This window comes from Edaphobacter sp. 4G125 (assembly GCF_014274685.1).
GTDB lineage: Bacteria > Acidobacteriota > Terriglobia > Terriglobales > Acidobacteriaceae > Edaphobacter.
This window is the reverse complement of the sequence record NZ_CP060393.1, coordinates 1,510,078-1,529,030: the sequence shown is the minus strand read 5'-3', so window position 1 is coordinate 1,529,030 and position 18,953 is coordinate 1,510,078. Positions and strand designations below refer to the sequence as shown.

Sequence of the window (18,953 nt, the reverse complement as noted above, 5' to 3'; positions counted from 1 at the left end):
ACAGAGCCGAAACTGCAACGCATCTCATAAGAGAGAGGTGAAAAGAGATGATTCGCAAACTGAAGAGCGGAGAGTTCAGGATTTATTCCCGGCATGTCGATCCGAGGACCAAAAAGCGGAAGAATCTCGGGACCTTTTCAACACGCGAGAAGGCCGAACAACACGAACGGGAGATCCAGTACTTCAAGCGGCACTAAGGCGGCGGTAGCATGGTAGGTCTATGCTCGGATTGTTTGTTGCTGGAGGAGTCGCCCTGTGGTTCGCCCCCTTTCTTATCGCGAAGCAGGGCTCGAGTAATCTGGCTTCGGTGGATCGACAGGCGCGCTGGGGGATACTGCTCGAGTTCGTCGGCATTGGGCTCGTCGCTGCAGGCGGCTACTGGAGCGAACCACGTCCTTCATGGCGGATCGGGATCGCCATAGCATTTTTTCTGCTCGCTGCCCTGCTCTCCTGGACCGCAACCCGCACTCTGGGAAAGCAGTTTCGCCTCGATGCTGCCATCGGCGTCGAGCATGAGTTGATTCGCAACGGTCCCTATCGGATCGTTCGTCATCCGATCTACACATCCATGCTATGCGTGCTGTGGGCCATCGGATTCATAACAGCGCCGACGCTGCTCCTTGTGATTGCCACCATGATTTTCTTGGCCGGGACCGAAATCCGAGTCCGGATTGAAGATCGTCTGCTGGAGGAGCGGTTTGGGGACAGCTTCCGTCAATACAAACTCTCGACTCCGGCTTATCTTCCCTTCCTGCGCTGATCAAAAAAATGCCTCGACCCCATAGAACGGGTCGAGGCTCGCAGAACAAGTACGTTCAAACTTAGTTGCTTTTGACAGAGCGGAAACGGCGGCCCAGCACTCCGGCACCGCCGAGAAGTCCAGTTGCAAAGAGGGCGAGGGACTGAGGCTCGGGTACCGGCGAGGTAGAAGGCGCTAGCGAAGCGGTGAAGCTACCGTAGGACGCCGCCTGGTTGTCGTTGTAATAGAAGGCATATCCGCTGGTCGAGTGGAAGGTAAAGCGATAGGGCGAGGCCCCGATCATCTCGGAAAAAGTGATGTCGTTCAACTGGCCATCGAGAAAGCGGACAAGGGTGTTTCCGTCCGCTCCTGCGAGTGTGAAGGTCTGACCGCCAATGTTGAAGGTGACATCATCGAGATTGCCAGCCGCAACGGTATAGTCCGAAATGCCGGTCGCCGAAGGAGCACCCTCCAGAGTCAGGGTTCCGGTTCCGCCATAGATCGAGCCCGCATACGGGGTCAGGGTGAGGTTATAGGTAACGGTATCTGCACGAAGTGCTGAAGCCGAGAGAACCAGAGCAACCACAGAAAGAGCCAGAGCCTTGAAAAAACGCATTTTTTGTCCGCCGGGAGAGGGGAATTTTTCGTTACGCCTTACCTGTAAGCATCTTGTGTGCCAAACTCTGCAACTTCATTTTTGGCCGGAAACCCTCCTCAAAAACCTTCTTTTTGGTTATTTGGCCGTTCAAAGCCACTAAAAAGGAAATGTTTTTCCCTTTTCTGCGCCTCTCAAGGGAAACGTTATGGCAACTCCATCTTTTCGAGAGTCTGTCTGTCCTTTTCGGATAAAAGTGGCCAGACCTCTTAAGTTTTCTGTACACTTCGCTGGCATCAAAAAACAGGCATTTTCTCCAACAACGGAGATAAGGAGCGATCGAATGACACTCGAGAGGACGAACCGCAGGGAGTTCGTGAAGATGGGAGCGGCGGTAGCCGGAACGGTTGCAACGTGGAACGCAACCAGCTACGCCAAGATTGTGGGCGCCAACGACCGTGTACGGACCGCCGTGGTGGGCTGCGGCGACAGGATGAAAAGTTCCCTGATTCCCTCCTTCCTGCAGCACAGCAAGGAGCTGAACTTTGAGTTTGTCGCTATTTCGGACCTTTGGAATCGCCGTCGTGAAGAGGGTGTCGCTTATATCGAGAAGAAGGGCGGTGGCAAGGTCGACACCGTGAAGAATAACGATGAACTGTATGCCCGCAAGGACGTCGATGCGGTACTCATCGCTACCGCCGACTTTCAGCACGCCAAACATGGCGTCGAAGCGGTCAAGGCCGGACGCGATGCCTACGTCGAAAAGCCGCTGGCCCACACCATGAAGGATGCCCGGGCCATCCGTGCGGCGGTCCACGCCAGTAAACAGGTCGTTCAGATCGGCACACAGCGCCGCTCGACGCCAAGCTATCAAAGGGCCTACGAGTACATCCAGTCGGGTAAGTTTGGCGAGATCAACATGGTGGAGATGACCTGGAACGTGAACCAGCCTGGCCGCTGGCGCAGGCCCGATGTCGTGCCGCTGCTGAAGGAGCAAGACACGGACTGGAAGCGCTATCTGATGGACCAGCCCTACGAACCCTTCGATGCTCGGAAGTATCTGGAGTTCCGTCTCTTCTGGCCTTACTCCTCGGGAATTCCTGATCAGTGGCTGGTGCACCAGATCGATACCGTGCACTGGTTTACAGGACTGAAGGCTCCGCGCAGCGTCGTCGCCAATGGCGGAATCTACCAGTGGCATGATGGCCGCCGAAACTGGGACACGATGACGGCAGTCTTCGACTACGGCCCGTTTGATGATCCGAGCAAGGGCTTCCAGGTGCTCTACTCTTCGCGTCAGACGAACTCCGCAGGAGGAGTGAAGGAAATCTACTACTCCAATGGTGGTTCTCTGGATATGGACAAGCAAATTGTGAACTCCACTGGCGGTCTGACCGCAAGGGCTGCCGCTGAGATGGGCATGAAGGAAGACCTGCTGGGCACTTATTCACTGGGCGAGGCTGAAGCGACCTCCACCGCGGCGAACACCGGAGTCGACAAGCAGACCTCAGCAAACATGCGGAACTGGATGGAGTGCGTTCGCTCGCGCAAGCAGCCGAATGCGCACGTCGATGCCGGATACAGCCACTCCGTTGCACTGTGCATGAACGTCGCGGCGATCCAGACCGGCCAACGCGTCACCTTCGATCCGAAGACAGAGCAGATTCTGGCTGGAGGCAAGGTCTATGCGTAGTCTGCTTCTCGGGTCTTTACTGGCAATTGGCAGTTTGCAGGTGGCAATGGCGGCAGATAACACAGTCAAGGTGGTCACAGATGACGCGCACCAGCGCGTCGATGTGACCATCGGCGGCAAACCCTTCACCTCGTATATGTGGCCATCGACGCTGAAGAAGCCAGTTCTATTTCCGCTGGTTGCTTCCGATGGCGTGACGGTAACGCGGGGGTATCCATTAGCTCCGCGCGAAACCGAACGTGTGGACCATCCGCACCATGCTGGCTTGTGGTTCAACTACGGCAACGCGAATGGCTTTGATTTCTGGAACAATTCGGATGCCATCAAGCCGGAGCAGCGGCCAAAGATGGGCACCATTCATCACGAACGTGTCGTCTCCGCAAAGAGTGGACCCAAGGGCGAGTTGATTGTCGACTCTATGTGGGAGACTGGTGCGGGCGAGAAGATCTTCAACCAGAGAACGAAGTATGTCTTCTCACAGAAGGGCGATGCACGCACCATTGATATGACGGTTACGCTGCACGCGCTCGACAAGGTCGTCTTTCACGACGACAAAGAGGGCGTACTCGGTATCCGCGTAGCCCACTTCCTGGAATCACCGACCGAGAAGGGCGGCACCTTTGCCGATGCCAGCGGTCGGCCCACCAAGGTGATGGGCAATACAGCCGGAGCGACAGGGGTCTATCGCACCAGCGAAGGTGTAGAGGGCGATGCGGTCTGGTCGACACGTGGTAAGTGGTGCGAGTTGACCGGACACACTCCGGATGGCCATACCGAGACAATTGCGATCTTCGACCACACTGGCAATCCTGGCTATCCGACATACTGGCACGCACGAGGATACGGCCTTTTTGCGGCGAATCCCCTAGGACGGAAGATCTTTGATCCCAAGCAATCGCAGTTCGATTACACGATTGAAAAAGGAACTTCAGCAACCTTCAAGTACCGCATCGTGATTTCGTCTCATGCCGTGACGCCTGAGGAGATGAACAAAACTGCGAGTGCATTCGAAGCAGAGTAGAACTGTTTGCAGATAGAGAAAGCCGCCTGTGAAGGCGGCTTTCTCTATTGCCCACAAAGACAGGCAAGCTACCGTTTCTTTTTCGCGGTCTTCCCTGCGGGTTTCTTCGCTGGCTTCTTCGATTTTTTCGAAGCGCCTACCGGCTCCGTATCGCGATCACCAATCATGTGAAGGCGCATAAAGTTGGTCGCTCCGGAGCGGGTACGCGTTCCGGCAACGATACCTACGATCTGTCGTTCCTGCACACTCCCACGGCTTTCGAGAATCTCCTCAGCCATATTGACCAGAGTGTCTGTGTCGTGGAAGCGGCCGCAGAGGATGGGATATGTTCCCCAGAGAAGCATCGATCGATTGATGACCTCCTCAAAGGGGCTGAGCGCATAGATCGGAGGATCGGGCCTGTACTTGGAGAGCAGGCGCGCCGTCGCACCGGTCTCGGTAAAGATCGCGATTGCCGCAACGTCAAGATCATCGGCGGCGTGCGCCATGCACTCGCAGATCGTCTCGGCGACAGACAGGCGAAGCCCGCGTGGGTGACGCGAATCCGCCGGAGGATCGAGATGAATTTGCTCTTCGGTCTCAGCAACGATCTTGGCCATCATAGCCACGGCTTCGACAGGATATTTGCCAGCAGCGCTCTCAGCCGAGAGCATCACGGCATCGGTTCCGTCGTAGACCGCATTGGCGACGTCGGAGGCTTCGGCGCGGGTCGGACGAGGATTCTCGATCATCGATTCGAGCATCTGGGTCGCCGTGATCACAGGCTTGCGATACTCCGCGGCTCGACGGATGATGTGCTTCTGAATCGCCGGAACCTTCTCCGGAGGAACCTCGACACCGAGATCACCACGAGCCACCATGATGGCGTCCGTAGCTTCCAGGATCGAGTCGAGATGCTCGATAGCCTGGGGCTTCTCCAGCTTGGCGACAATCCACGCGTTGGATTTCAGGGCCGCCAAGCGGTTTTTGACGTGGCGGATATCATCAGCCGTACGCACGAAAGAGACTGCAATGGTGTCGACACCCTCGCCAATGGCAAAGACCAGATCTTCCTCATCCTTCTCCGTAAGCGAAGGAACCTTTACAGGGATTCCGGGAAGGTTAATGCCTTTGTTTTCGCCAAGCACGCCGCCGTTGATGATCTTGCAGACGACGTCGCCGCCTTTGATCTGCTCGACACGTAACTCGATCAGTCCGTCGGAGAGCAGGATGCGGGAACCGGGCTCGAGATTTTCAGCAAGAGTGGTAAAGGTTGTCCCGACCATCGAGGCCGTTCCAGCGATCTCCTGCGGAGTAATAATCAGTTGCTTACCAGCGATCAACTGAACTGGTTTGTGGTCCTTAAGTTTGCCGGTACGAATCTTGGGTCCCTGCAGGTCGGCCAGGATGCAGATCGGCTTCCCTTCTTCGCGCGATACCTGGCGAACCATCTTGATCAGTTCCGCCTTTTGCGCATGAGATCCATGAGAGAAGTTCAACCTGGCCACATCCAACCCGGCACGAACAAGTTGCCGGAATACCTCGATTGAACTGGAGGCGGGGCCCAGAGTCCCTACAATTTTGGCGCGGCGGAGACGCCCGTTATCGGTTGAGTAGGCGTCGTTAAGCAGGGGATTCGCGGTATTCATAACTTGCTGCTGGATCCTTTTTTGTGGCCTTCGCGAAGGAATCGAAGGTATGACCAATGATTTTCCTGTTGTTGGCCATTCTAACCGTGCGCAGGCCTTTAAGGGTAAAACGCTTCAGGATGCAACGTCAGCGCTTTCTCCTGCCAGAAAGACCGCATTGAATTCAGCGCCAAAAAGCACACTTAAAGAGACGATGTAGAGCCAGAAAAGCAATGCAATTCCTGCCCCCAGAGAGCCATAAACCTGGGAATAATTTGCAAACCGGGTGACGTACCAGCCGAAGACCAGCGTCGTCACAAACCACATGGCCGTGGCGGCAATGGCTCCAGGGAGAACTCTGTGCCAGGGTTGTCGGATCGGCGTCCCCATGTGGTAGATCAACGCAATGAGTCCCACGGACCCCGTGAGGGCAATCAGCCAACGGAAGAAAATCGCCATGATGTAGACTTCGGTTCGCACCGATGGCATGACATGCAGGGCGAGCCAGAGCGTGATCAGATGTCCGAAGACAATCAGCGAACTGGCAATCGCAAGCGGAACGAGTGAGAGTGGAACCAGAGCATACGCTCGTGCACGTCTTCCCCAGAAGGTCCAGCAATCCGAAGGCAGGTTATGGGCGCGCCGGAAGCCTTCCATGTAGGTCGCAATTACGCTCGAACCTCCCGTAACGGAAACAAGAAGGGAGAGAAGCACGACTCGGGCCGACTTGCTCTTGTGCGGCGCGGCCGTAAAGTAGCTTCCCAGAATAGGGATCACCTCTGGAGGAAGCACGCGATCGAAGAATGCGCCCAACTGCGAACGAACAGGAGCCGTATCCGGCAGCAGCGCAATCACCGCAGCCGCAATGATTAAGGTGGGAAACAAGGCCACTATTGCCGAATAGGCTGAGGACTGGGCAAGATTCAGAACGTCATGCTTCATCGCGCGCAACGCAGCGCGATGAAGAAGGATGGGGATGCGCAGGAGTTGTCTCACCGAGTCCAGATCCGTGGCCCCCAGCATACAACGTTGGTTGAGATTAGCCCTTCCAGCGTCTCAAAAATGCCGTTACGTCGCTCGATTTCATATTTTCCATGTTCTCGAACTCTTTGTTCTGCTGCGAATACAGCAGACGGCCGTTGGCATCGAGCACAGCCAGCGCCGGAACACCCTTTTTGATTGGAACCTTGTACTTGTCCGCAACGTCAACATTGTGGTCCATACGCCCAATATCAATATGGACAACCACAAAATGCTTTGCAATCAATTCCGTATTCGGGCTCTCGTGCATGTAAATGTCCAGCACCTGGCAGTCGCCACACCAGTCACCGCCAAAGTCCAGAATGACCCGTTTCTTCTCAGCCTTTGCCTGTTTCAGCGCGGCGGCGATATCGGCCTTCGGGTCTGCAGTCGAAGAATATAGATGCTTTTTAACAAAAGGCGTCTTCATCTGCGTTGCAGCCGGAAAAGTTGCCATGCTCACCAGTACAGTAGCCATAACTGGAATCGTCCGGAATCGATTGAGCATATGCAGTCTCCTTGACGGGCACTTGGTTTTACCTAACTTCCATGATGCCCGAGCTACCGCAGGATCGCAAAGATGTCCAATGCCTATTTGCTTATATAGTAGCCGTCACGCGTCTGAATATAGAGATCCTTCTGATGCGCGGTCAGATCGACCTGATGATATCCCTCTGCCGAAGCAGACTGGTCCGGCGTATAGCCGAGCCGGTACTGCGCACGCAACTCTTCAGCGATTTGGTCATAAATCTTTGCCACAGGCTGCTTCTTCGAGACTTCAAATAATCTGCCGCCAGTCTCTTCGGACAGCTGGCGGAGGATTTTTTTGCCGTCTACCTGGTTCTCGCTTCTCGGGGATGGAGAACCACCTCCAGGGTACCCGCCTCCTCCCCGCCCTCCTGGATAGCCGCCTCCGCCCGGAAAACGCATGCCTCCACCACCACGACGTCCCCAATCCTGCTGCTGCGGCTGTTCTCCTTTGAAGTAAATGGCATAGATGATTGTGTCGGCGCGTTGTGCGCTTTCCAGCGCTTTGTTCAAGGTTTCTTTGCTGCCGCGATCAACACCATCTGACAAGATGATGAGGGCCTTACGTCCCTTTTGCTTCTCCATCAACTCATCGGAAGCGAGAAAGACCGCATCGTAAAGTGCCGTTCCTCCGGCATGAGAACGCCTCGCGCCGCCGCGATCTCCAGAACTGTTATCACTATCCGGATCGGATGAAGCTCGTGAATTTGGAGATGGAGTATCGATCTGTTTCAGCGCAGCCTGAATCTTGGGACGCGAATTGGTCAGATCTCCGAGAAGTTCAACCTGCCGGGCAAACTGAATGACGAACGCCTGATCCTTTGGCTTTTTGAGCATCTCGTCAAGAAATGAGCTGCTGGCATCGCGTTCCTCATCAATGACCGAGCGCTGACTAAGACTTGTATCGACCAGCAACCCGAGTGTCAAAGGAAGATCCGTATCGATATCGAAGTAACGGATGACCTGTGGATGACCGTCGACCTGAAGGCTAAAGTCCGCTTTGGTAAGGTTTTGAACCAGAACGCCCTTTTTGTCCCGTACCACGACAGGAAGATTGACCAGACGGGCGTCAACAGAGAGATCCGCAGCAGTTTTGGCAATGTCTGCGCCAGCCTGTTGCGCAATCACGGCGGGGAGAGGAAAAATACCAACCAAAAATAACAGAACAAATGCAGCCTTATGGATCATGCTTCTATAACCCGGCTTTCATATCGAGTGTTTCGGAGTAATGTGTGCAATCCGATCAGGACAAATTTGACCATCAGTCTATAGACTTTAGTAACGAATCACAGGGCAAATGCCGTAGAAATTCATCGCCAAAGCACCCCGATCTCCAACAAAAAAGATAGGTTGACCCACCGGAATCAATACGGGTAGATGATTTTCTTTCGAAACATGTTTCAAAACGAAAGCGTAGATGCTACTTTGCATCATTGAAGAAAAGCAGTGGAAACCGGTTTACGCTATTGCATAGCATTGCTGTCCATCAAATGCGCTATTTTCCGGAGTAATTTCTTGAAGCATCGGGTGCTTGCCCTTTCGCAACCGCGGACCTGGAAGTCGAGTCTCTCTGTGCTTCCCGTTTGCATGATCGCCGGAGGATTTTCGCGCGTCGAAGGCGCGGTTCTCCTCGAATTTGCAGCAGGGGTGATTGCTGCCTTTAGTATCTTCTTCGCGATCTTATCTTTTTATCGCGAGCGCAAGCATAAAGAACTGATTCGACAGCTCGAACAGACTCAATCCAGATTTATTGCGGCCGCTGAAGCCAGCCTCGACGGACTTTCGATCCTTGAAACGGTTCGTTCTGCCTCCGGGCAAATTACCGACTTCCGCATCGAATATCTGAACGAGATGATGGAGAAGCTCATCGGAAGGTCTCGCACGGAACTGATCGGAAAGAACCTCCGCGAATCCAACATCGATGCAAAGCTACTGGAACGGTTCGAACGGTATTGCGAAGTGATCGAAACCGGCGTTCCACTGGACCAGGAATACCCGGCACCCGAAGGAAACCTATTACAGGTCACATGGATTCGTTACAAGGTCGTCAAACTGGGAGATCGGCTTGCGGTCACATGCAGCGACATCAGCATCGCAAAGGCCACCCAAGCCCAGTACGAACAACTCGTAGAGTTCACTGAATCCGTATTTCAGAATGCTCCCTTCAGCATCGTCGCCACCGATGTCCAGGGAACGATTACAGCGATGAACGTCGCAGCCGAGAAGCTTACGGGCTACAGTCGCGACGAGCTGGTGCACAAGGCTTCTCTGACAACCCTGCACGATGAACGCGAGTTAGCGGCAGCAGCCAGAAATTCGGCAGCAACCGATGACACGATGGATCTCAATGGCTTTGAGGTTCTTTCCGCAGGTGCACTCGCCGGCGAGATGGAGGAGAAGGAGTGGACGCTGGTGAAGCGTGATGGTAGCCGTACTCCCATCACCCTGGCTATGCGTGCCGTAACCTCCGATACGGGCGACGTCAGCGGGTTTGTCGGTATCGCCGTTGATATCGCCGAGCGCCGTCAGATGCTGCAGTACGTCACGCACCTGGCAACCCACGACCAGTTGACCGGATTGGTCGGTCGCGCCTTGCTCCGTGATAAGACGGTCGAGGCTGTGGAGCGAGCGCGGCGTTATGGGACCAAGGTCGCAGCCTTCGTCATCGATATCGATCAGTTCAAACGAATCAACGACTCTTTGGGCCATACCTCGGGGGACCAGATCCTCGTCGAAACAGCCTCGCGCCTCCGCCGGTCCGTTCGCGGTACCGACATTGTGGCTCGTGTGGGGGGCGATGAGTTTGTCGTCGTTATGCCGGACATCACTACCGTCGCGGATGTCGAGCACTGCGCCATGAACCTCATCTCCAGAATGTCGCCGGAGATCCGTGTCGATGAGCACCTGTTGAACGTCACCATGAGTATCGGGGTCTGCATCTATCCTGATTTTGCCGCCGACGCCAAGCACCTTCTAAAACGGGCGGATTCCGCCATGTACGCCGCAAAGGAGAATGGCAGAAACCAATACCAGATCTTCAGCGAGGATATGCTGAAAGAGACCGCCGATCGTCTCTCGTTGGAACACGCTCTTCGTCATGCCCTAACCAACGACGAACTCTCTCTGAACTACCAGCCACAGATCTCGCTCTCGACCGGGCTTATCACGGGCGTAGAGGCCCTGCTGCGCTGGCGTCATCCGAAGCTGGGCAACGTTTCCCCTGGACAGTTCATTCCTCTTGCAGAGGAGACAGGGCTAATTCTCAGCATCGGAGAATGGGTCTTTATGACCGCCTGTCGCGAAGGCAAGGCGCTACAGGACGAGCTTGGCACCGATCTGACCATCTCCGTCAATCTCTCGCCGCGGCAGTTTCAGCAGCGTGACCTGGTGCAGATGATCGAACATGCGCTCGCTGTGAGCGGACTTCCTGCGCGCTGTCTGGAGATCGAAATCACGGAGAACATCCTGATGGTCAACTCCAGCAACAACCTCGAAAAGCTGCAACGCATCCGCGAGTTGGGGGCCCGCATCTCAATCGACGACTTCGGCACAGGCTTCTGTAGCTTCTCGTATCTTCTGCAGTACCAGGTCGATCGCCTTAAGATCGATCAGAGCTTCGTCAAGCAGGCCGAGATCGATCCGAATGCTGCGGCTGTCGTCAGAACCATCATCGCAATGTCGCATGGCCTTGCGATCCGCGTCGTCGCTGAGGGCGTCGAAACGGAAGAACAGCTTCGCTTCCTCATCCGACGAAAGTGCGATGAAGCGCAAGGAAACTACCTTGGCTTCCCTGTGCCCGCAAAGGAACTGGCTGCCGCCGTACACATGCACGGCAGCATCGATGTCATGCAGAATATTTAGTCGATCATGAGATCGCTTCTACACCCGTGGAGCAGGACCCCACCGGTTCTTTATGCGACGCTCCGTCGCTTGAAAAAGTGATAGATCGCCAGCAAAATGATGGCTCCAATCAGCGACATGATGAAACCCGCCGACTGACCTTCCTGGTAATGCCCCACCAGACGCCCTAGAAAAGTTCCCAGGAACGAACCGGCAATTCCCAGGATCATCGTCACCAGGATCCCTCCAGGATCTTTCCCCGGCATGATCAACTTGGCAAGTGCACCAACGACTAATCCGATAATCGCGGTCCAAAGCAGGCTAAACATAGGTACTCCTCCAGAACTCGATTTACGAGGTCAGGGGCCCGGACAACCCCGTGGTGCGCACCAGCATACTCCAACCCCGTAAAGATTGCTCCTGAATTGTTTGTAGGCGGCTCGATGCTTCTTCTTTCTTCCCCAATCATCTAATTCGGTATGAGCCAGCCCGCCATCCATCCCCAGGTCAAAATGGGGCATGTCCACCTAAAGGTCGCGAACCTCGATCGCGCTCTCGACTTCTATCATGGCGTTCTGGGCTTCGAGGTCACTCAGCAGTTTGGACACTCTGCTGCATTTCTCTCCGCCGGCGGATATCACCATCACATCGCTCTCAATACCTGGGAGAGCCTCGGTGGGCAACCTCCTGCTCCTGGAACAACGGGCCTGTACCACCTTGCCTTACTCTATCCCACGCGTGCTGCATTGGCCGATGCCCTGCGACGTCTTCTCCATGCCGGCATCTCGCTTGAAGGGGCCGCCAACCATGGCGTCAGCGAAGCGCTCTATCTCCGCGATCCTGACGGCAACGGCGTCGAGCTCTATTGGGACAAGCCTCAGGAGGAATGGCCTCGCGACGCGAATGGCGATCTTGCCATGTACACCCGGCCTCTCGACCTGAAATCGCTGTTTGCAGAGCTACAGTCCGAAAAGATTGGGCCTGCCGACAACTCTTCTTCGCACCTCTAATACGCTCGCAGCCGATTGATCGGGATGCGAACCTGAAAGCAGGTGGCGTGTGGTTTGGAATCGACCGCGACAGAACCGGAGTGCTTATTGACGATTCGCTGCACGGTATCGAGGCCAAGCCCCATCGCAGTCCCCATTGGCTTCGTCGTAAAGAAGGGCTCGAAGATGCGGGATTGAATCGTCTCCGAAATGCCGGAACCGTTGTCGCGAATCTCTACAATCGCCGTCTGCCCGGTCACCCGGATCGAGATCGTCAAAATGCCATGATCATGCATCGCATCCAAGGCATTCTCAATCAAGGCCGACCATACCTGGTTCAGCTCGCTCCCATAGGCGCTCACGGCAGGAAGGCTCGGTTCCGACTCCACATGAATCTCGACCCTTCCTGTTCTCGAGCGGAACATCGCCAGCGTATTCTCAATCGATTGACGCAGATCGATATCCTGCACCGGCGCCTGGTCCATAAAGGAGTAGCCTCGAATCGCACTGATCAGCTCAAAGATACGGTCGCTGGAATCGACGACGGTATCGGCCATGCGCTCCACACGAAGCGAGCTGGCGAACGTACCAATTGCAGATGAAAGCTTCTCAGAACTTAGCATTTCCGCTAAAGCATCCAGCATCTTTACGGGAAGGCGGCTCTCGGCCAGCGTAGGCGCAATGCTCCATGCCGACGCAACCTGATGCTCTTCCAGCCAGCGTACGATCTCCTGCTCATAATCGCTAGCTTCGAGTGGGCTTCTTGGGATGGGAGAATACCCTGCACATGCGCGGGTATACTCTCTCGCCTGCCGGGCCCAGGTGTTGTACTGCTCCAGTTCCTCTTCAGAACGAAACAAGAGGCCAAGCCGGTACTTAGCTTCATCGGCATTGCGTAGCTCTGCTGACAGGCTCGTGGCGGAACGCTGCGCCGCTGACGCCGGATTGTTAAGCTCATGCGAAAGATTCGCCGCCAACTTGCCCAACGCAATCAACTTCTCTGCCTGTTCGTCCATACGCGTGAAATCCCGGACACGATCCAGCAAAAGAGCGACGCACCGCTGCGTCATCGAAGGAATTACCTGCAACATCTCGTTAAAAAGATCTTCATGGATGTCCAGCACCCAGACCGGGCCGACGCTACTGCCGTCTGCTCCCCAGGCCTTCATGCGTGAAAAAGGGAGTTTGCCGGTCACTCGTGAAGTCCGTCCGACAAAACGCGCTACCGGGCCAGACTTGCGCCGCTGCGCCATCACCTCGCCACGCAGAATGATGATCATGTGGAAGCACGGCTCATCCTCACGAAAGATGAGAGCGCCATCGGGCCCTACGCGCTCTGTGCTGTGATGCGCAAACCAGCGATACTCCGGATCAGTCAACCCTTCAAGCGCAGGAATCGTTTTGAGCGCTGCAACAACCTCCTCAACTGCAGTCGGGGTTGCCGGTGCGGCAGCCACCGGCGCAGTCGTGTTCTGCAATACAGCCGAGAGATCGGGAATGGAGGGCGTAGCGATACAAACTCCTCTTATCGACAAGCTATCTCTGATTAAAACAGAAGTCTCAATTACCGAAAGAGCAGCCCGAATTTCGGCACGAAGACTCGTCCAGTTACTTCTAGTGTCGTCTCTGGCCCAAATTGGGCCGGACAGGAATGTCCTGTTTCGGCACCCGGATAATATTCCTCTCCTCTGCACTCTGCCAAAGCCGAATGCCGCCCTCAATCGCATTGCTGTTGGCGCCCAACACAACGTGAGGTGGTAAACGCTTCATCAGCTTCGCATTCCCGCCGCCCAGAAGAACATACTCGCAAACCAGCCCCGCCATCAGCCGTTCGACAACATCCAGGACTGACTTGCGCCACCGTTTCTTTCCGCGGAGCTCCAGCCCTTCCAGGCCAAGATACTCCTCGTAGGTTTTGCCTCTCCGATACGGAAGATGAGCCAGCTCCAGTGGGACCACGATTCCCTCAAGAATCATTGCTGAGCCAAGCCCGGTTCCGATGCCCAGAAAGAGCATCCGCCCACCGCGATATCCTCCCAAAGCCTGCATCGCCGCGTCGTTGATAAATCGAATCGGTTTTTTGAACGCCTTCTGATAAGGAAAGTCGATCCATCCGGGAGCAAGATTATGGGGCTCTCCTAAGGGATGATCATCCACAACCGGCCCAGGATAGCCGATAGAAATACAGTCGTAATTCCATCCCTTTGTTCCAAGAATGACCTGTTCCGCCATCTGGTTCGCAGTCATCGTCGGGCCCGAAGGAATCTTCAGCGGAGTTCGCTGCGTGTTGGATGCCACCTTGATGTGAGTGCCGCCGATGTCGATGACGAGAACATTTTTCATGGAGAAAAGCATACAGGCAGAGACCACTCCTCTCTCGCAACAATGAAAGCAGCCATCGTTTACGGTCAGCTTCATCCAAAATATGGATTCTTCGATCGATATAGAAGGGAATAAATATTCCTCACAAATTATTGAAAATAATGTGGGTTTATTCTTAAAAATAAAGTCATTGACAATCGTATTCTTCTTTTCCCATGCCCGGCGTCGGCAACAACAGCTCCCCAAATTTGGCCGTTCATGACGAAAATAATAACGATAACAATAAAAAGGGCGGACTCATTCGAGTCCACCCTTAGTTTTGCGCCGCTAGGCGTGTATGCCTCAACAGCTAGTCCTACTCGGCGGCCATCTCTTCCTGCTCGCCTTCCATGCGCATCGCTTCGAGCTCGCGCTCTTCGGCGTCGTGCGCTTCCTGGACCTCGGCCTGGACCTGAGCTGCCACTTCCTCCAGCTCTGGGCTGAGCTGGACGTTGCGGTAGTACTCCATGCCGGTACCGGCGGGGATGAGGCGTCCGACGATGACGTTCTCCTTGAGACCGCGCAGCGTATCGACCGCGCCGTTGATCGAGGCCTCGGTGAGAACACGCGTCGTCTCCTGGAAGCTGGCAGCCGAGATGAAGCTGTCGGTCGACAGCGACGCCTTGGTGATGCCGAGCAAAAGCGAGCGGCCAATCGCCGGCTTGCCACCGTTCATCAGCACGCGCTGGTTCTCTTCGTTGAAGCGGAACCGGTCGGTCTGCTGGTCGATGAGGAAGTTGGTATCGCCCACCTCTTCGATCTTGACCCAGCGAAGCATCTGCCGAACGATCGTCTCGATGTGCTTGTCGGAGATAGCCACACCCTGCAGACGGTAGACTTCCTGGATCTCGTTGACCAGGTACTGCTGCAATGCGCGCTCACCGAGCACCTCAAGAATGTCGTGCGGGTTACGCGGACCGTCGATGAGCGCATCACCGGCACGAAGGCGTTCGCCTTCCTGCACGTTGACGTAGACGCCACGCGGTACGCTGTACTCCTCTTCCTGTCCGTTGTCGGCAGTGACGTAGACCTTACGTTGCCCCTTGGAGACATCGCCGAAGCGAACGACACCATCGATCTTCGAGATGATTGCCGGATCACGCGGCTTGCGGGCCTCGAAGAGCTCGACAACCCTCGGCAGACCGCCGGTGATGTCCTTGGTGCGGGTCGTCTCGCGCGGGATCTTCGCCAGCACATCGCCAGGAGAAAGCTCGTCGCCATCGGCCACCATCAGGTGAGCGCGGCTCGGCATCAGGTAGCGCTTGTTGCCCTGCGCGGACTTGATGACGATGGTTGGTTGACGTTTCTCGTCAGGCGAATCCGCGACGACGAGACGCGAGAGGCCGGTGACCTCGTCGATCTCTTCGTGCAGGGTGACACCCTCCTGCAGATCCTTGAACTGGACCGTTCCTGCAATCTCCGTAAGGATGGAGAAGGTGTAAGGATCCCACTCGCCGAGACGATCGCCGAGAGCAACGGTTGCGCCGTCCTCGATCTTGAGCTTGGCACCGTAGACGATAGCGTAGCGCTCTTTCTCGCGTCCCTTCTCGTCGACGATCGCGACGGAGCCATTGCGATTCATCGCAACCAGGTCGCCCGTCTTGGAACGAACGGTGACGAGGTTGATGAAGCGAACAGTTCCAGCATTCTTCGCTTCGATGTGCGAGGTGTCAGAGACGCGGGACGCCGTACCACCGATGTGGAAGGTACGCATGGTGAGCTGCGTTCCGGGCTCGCCGATGGACTGTGCCGCAATAACGCCGACGGCTTCGCCCATCTCAACCATCTTGCCGGAGCCGAGGTTACGGCCGTAGCAGAGGATGCAGGCGCCGCGCTTGGACTCGCAGGTGAGCACAGAGCGGATCTTGACGCGCTCGATACCGGCAGCCTGGATCGCGCTGGCCAGATCTTCGTCGATCTCCTGGTTGACGTCGACGATAACGTTGCCTTCGAAGTCCTTGAGACGCTCAAGCGAGACGCGGCCGATGATGCGGTCGCGCAGAGGCTCGATAGTCTCACCAGCTTCGATGATCGGCGTCACGTAGATGCCTTCCACGGTGCCGCAATCGTGCTGCGAGATAATGACATCCTGTGCAACGTCGACCAGACGGCGTGTGAGGTAGCCCGAGTCCGCGGTCTTGAGAGCGGTATCGGCCAGACCTTTACGGGCTCCGTGCGTCGAGATGAAGTACTGCAGCACGGTAAGTCCTTCACGGAAGTTCGCCGTGATGGGAGTTTCGATGATTTCGCCCGAGGGCTTGGCCATCAAACCGCGCATACCCGAAAGCTGACGGATCTGCTGTTTCGAACCACGGGCGCCGGAGTCGGCCATGATGTAGATCGGATTCATGGCTCCTTCCTTGTCCGCCTTCTTCATGTTGCCGAACATCTCATCGGCAACCTTTTCGGTGATACCGGACCACATCTGGATGACCTTGTTGTTCCGCTCACCGTTGGTGATCGCACCATCGAGGTACTGCTGCTGCACGTTGATGACCTGCTTTTCAGCCTCGGCAACGGTGGTGTACTTCGACTCCGGGATGACCATGTCGTCCAGACCGACCGACAGACCAGAACGCGTCGCATAACGGAAGCCAAGGTCCTTGATCCTGTCGAGTGTCTTGACCGTCGATTCGAGACCGAGGTTCAGGTAGCAGTAGTTGACCAGCTGACCGATTCCCTTCTTCTTGAGCAGACCGTTGATGTACGGAATGCCTTCGGGAAGAGCGTCGTTCAGAATGGCGCGACCTACCGTGGTATTGACGTACTGCTTGTTGAATTCAACCGGCTCGGTGTGCAGGATGTCCTGATCATCGTAGGCCGTTGTCATGTCGAGCACATGTCCGGTGTAGCGCAGACGAATTGGCGTCAGCGTCTCTACCTGTCCGGCTTCGAGAGCCATCAGCACTTCTTCAATGTTCGCGAAGACACGTCCTTCACCCTTCGCATTCACCTTGGACTTGGTCAGATAGTAGAGGCCAAGCACCATGTCCTGCGTCGGAACCGTGATCGGGTGACCGCTGGCAGGCGAGAGAATGTTGTGCGAAGCGAGCATCAGCACGCTGGCCTCGATCTGTGCTTCAGGCGAGAGCGGGATGTGCACAGCCATCTGGTCGCCATCGAAGTCCGCGTTGAAGGCGGTGCAGACCAGCGGGTGAATCTTGATCGCCTTACCTTCCACCAGCACAGGCTCAAAGGCCTGAATGCCGAGGCGGTGCAGCGTCGGAGCGCGGTTCAGCAGAACTGGGTGGTCTTTGATGACCTCTTCAAGGATGTCCCACACAATGGGCTCCTGCAGCTCCACCATCTCCTTGGCCTGCTTGATGGTCGTGCAGTGACCGGTCTGCTCAAGACGGTGATAGATGAAGGGCTTGAAGAGCTCGAGCGCCATCTTCTTGGGAAGACCGCACTGATGCAGCTTCAGTTCTGGACCGACGACGATTACGGAACGGCCCGAGTAGTCCACGCGCTTACCGAGCAGGTTCTGACGGAAGCGGCCCTGCTTGCCCTTGAGGGTGTCGGAGAGCGACTTCAGAGGACGGTTGTTCGCACCGCGCAGCACGCGGCCACGGCGGCCATTGTCGAACAGAGCATCGACGGCCTCCTGCAGCATGCGCTTTTCGTTGCGCACGATGACCTCAGGCGCATGGAGGTCCATGAGTTTCTTGAGGCGGTTGTTACGGTTGATTACGCGGCGATACAGATCGTTCAGGTCCGAAGTCGCAAAGCGTCCGCCATCCAGCGGCACCAGAGGACGAAGCTCAGGCGGAATAACCGGGATCACATCGAGAATCATCCACTCCGGCTTGTTGTCAGACTTACGGAAGGCCTCAACGATCTTCAGACGCTTGGAGTACTTGAGCTTCTTCTGAAGCGACGACTCCTGCTTCATGCGCTCACGCAGCTCGGTCGCCAGCTCAGCGACATCGACGCGCTTGAGCAGCTCCTTGATTGCCTCGGCACCCATCATGGCGCGGAAACCCGTGGGGCGATACTGCTGGTCGAGCTCGCGGAAGCGGTTCTCGTCCTTGATGATCTCGCGCTCCTTCACCGGAGCGTCGCCTGGATCGACGACAACGTAGCTCTCGAAGTAGAGCACAGCCTCAAGTTCGCGCAACGAGATGTCCAGCAGGTGACCGATACGCGAAGGCAGGCCCTTAAAGAACCACACATGCGAGCAGGGGCTGGCCAGCTCGATGTGGCCAAGGCGCTCGCGGCGAACCTTGGACAGTGTGACCTCAACTCCGCACTTATCGCAAATCACTCCGCGATGCTTCATGCGCTTGTACTTGCCGCAGAGGCACTCCCAGTCCGTAATAGGACCAAAGATGCGGGCACAGAACAGGCCGTCACGCTCCGGCTTGAAGGTGCGGTAGTTGATGGTTTCGGGTTTCGTGACCTCGCCGTGCGACCAGCTGCGAATCTTCTCCGGGCTGGCAAGTTGAATCTTAATCGCGTCGAAGTCAGCGATCGGGCTGGTCAGTTCAAATGGGCTGGAGCGGAACATATTTTTGTCTCTCCGTATGCAGCTCTTGGCTTCCGGTCGTTAGCCTTTGCCTC

General features: G+C 55.9%; 14 protein-coding genes. 5 read left to right on the top strand and 9 right to left on the bottom strand.

From position 1 onward, the window contains the following. Nucleotides 1–220 precede the first annotated feature (220 nt). Nucleotides 221–760 carry a methyltransferase family protein gene (locus H7846_RS06290; protein WP_186695636.1) on the top strand — a complete coding sequence of 180 codons (540 nt, stop codon included), beginning with the start codon at nucleotides 221–223 and terminating at the stop codon, nucleotides 758–760. A 61-nt stretch (nucleotides 761–821) separates the two neighbouring features. Here H7846_RS06290 and H7846_RS06285 read toward each other — a convergent pair whose 3' ends face one another. Continuing rightward, the gene (locus H7846_RS06285; RefSeq protein ID WP_186695635.1) at nucleotides 822–1,355 is read right to left on the bottom strand and encodes a PEP-CTERM sorting domain-containing protein; all 534 of its coding nucleotides are present in this window, start codon (nucleotides 1,353–1,355) and stop codon (nucleotides 822–824) included. Between the two features lie 322 nt (nucleotides 1,356–1,677). On the opposite strand from H7846_RS06285, the gene H7846_RS06280 reads away from it, so the two are divergent. Further along, complete coding sequence (locus H7846_RS06280; protein ID WP_186695634.1) at nucleotides 1,678–3,027, top strand: Gfo/Idh/MocA family protein; 1,350 nt, start codon at nucleotides 1,678–1,680, stop codon at nucleotides 3,025–3,027. Further along, nucleotides 3,020–4,048: a DUF6807 domain-containing protein gene (locus H7846_RS06275; RefSeq protein ID WP_186695633.1), complete on the top strand. Its 1,029-nt coding sequence runs from the start codon at nucleotides 3,020–3,022 to the stop codon at nucleotides 4,046–4,048. Before H7846_RS06280 ends, H7846_RS06275 begins: the two co-directional genes overlap by 8 nt. Nucleotides 4,049–4,116: 68 nt before the next feature. Here H7846_RS06275 and pyk read toward each other — a convergent pair whose 3' ends face one another. From pyk to H7846_RS06255, 4 genes are all read right to left on the bottom strand, one after another. Beyond that, nucleotides 4,117–5,676 carry a pyruvate kinase gene (pyk, locus tag H7846_RS06270; protein ID WP_186695632.1) on the bottom strand — a complete coding sequence of 520 codons (1,560 nt, stop codon included), beginning with the start codon at nucleotides 5,674–5,676 and terminating at the stop codon, nucleotides 4,117–4,119. Nucleotides 5,677–5,790: 114 nt separating this feature from the next. Further along, nucleotides 5,791–6,651, bottom strand: coding sequence for a YihY/virulence factor BrkB family protein (locus H7846_RS06265; protein ID WP_255460882.1), 861 nt, complete (start codon nucleotides 6,649–6,651; stop codon nucleotides 5,791–5,793). A 43-nt stretch (nucleotides 6,652–6,694) separates the two neighbouring features. Next, a complete protein-coding gene (locus H7846_RS06260) occupies nucleotides 6,695–7,183 on the bottom strand; it encodes a thioredoxin family protein (RefSeq protein WP_186695630.1) in 489 nt (162 codons plus the stop codon). Between the two features lie 83 nt (nucleotides 7,184–7,266). Then, nucleotides 7,267–8,391: a VWA domain-containing protein gene (locus H7846_RS06255; RefSeq protein ID WP_186695629.1), complete on the bottom strand. Its 1,125-nt coding sequence runs from the start codon at nucleotides 8,389–8,391 to the stop codon at nucleotides 7,267–7,269. Between the two features lie 327 nt (nucleotides 8,392–8,718). Here H7846_RS06255 and H7846_RS06250 point away from each other — a divergent pair, with 327 nt between their 5' ends. Then, nucleotides 8,719–11,064 (top strand): sensor domain-containing protein, encoded by a 2,346-nt coding sequence (locus H7846_RS06250; RefSeq protein ID WP_186695628.1) that lies wholly within the window; start codon nucleotides 8,719–8,721, stop codon nucleotides 11,062–11,064. 50 nt (nucleotides 11,065–11,114) lie between these two features. Here H7846_RS06250 and H7846_RS06245 read toward each other — a convergent pair whose 3' ends face one another. Further along, nucleotides 11,115–11,372, bottom strand: a complete 258-nt coding sequence (locus tag H7846_RS06245) for a GlsB/YeaQ/YmgE family stress response membrane protein (protein ID WP_186695627.1) — start codon at nucleotides 11,370–11,372, stop codon at nucleotides 11,115–11,117. A gap of 150 nt (nucleotides 11,373–11,522) precedes the next feature. On the opposite strand from H7846_RS06245, the gene H7846_RS06240 reads away from it, so the two are divergent. After that, nucleotides 11,523–12,053, top strand: a complete 531-nt coding sequence (locus tag H7846_RS06240; protein WP_186695626.1) for a VOC family protein — start codon at nucleotides 11,523–11,525, stop codon at nucleotides 12,051–12,053. Here the strand turns inward: H7846_RS06240 and H7846_RS06235 are convergent. The 3 genes from H7846_RS06235 to rpoC form a co-directional block, all read right to left on the bottom strand. Next, on the bottom strand, nucleotides 12,050–13,567 hold the full coding sequence (locus tag H7846_RS06235) for an ATP-binding protein (protein WP_255460881.1): 1,518 nt from the start codon (nucleotides 13,565–13,567) through the stop codon (nucleotides 12,050–12,052). The two genes, H7846_RS06240 and H7846_RS06235, sit on opposite strands and share 4 nt — an antisense overlap. A gap of 79 nt (nucleotides 13,568–13,646) precedes the next feature. Beyond that, nucleotides 13,647–14,387 carry an ROK family protein gene (locus H7846_RS06230; RefSeq protein WP_255460880.1) on the bottom strand — a complete coding sequence of 247 codons (741 nt, stop codon included), beginning with the start codon at nucleotides 14,385–14,387 and terminating at the stop codon, nucleotides 13,647–13,649. A gap of 322 nt (nucleotides 14,388–14,709) precedes the next feature. Further along, nucleotides 14,710–18,900: a DNA-directed RNA polymerase subunit beta' gene (gene rpoC, locus H7846_RS06225; RefSeq protein WP_186695624.1), complete on the bottom strand. Its 4,191-nt coding sequence runs from the start codon at nucleotides 18,898–18,900 to the stop codon at nucleotides 14,710–14,712. Nucleotides 18,901–18,953 lie beyond the last annotated feature (53 nt).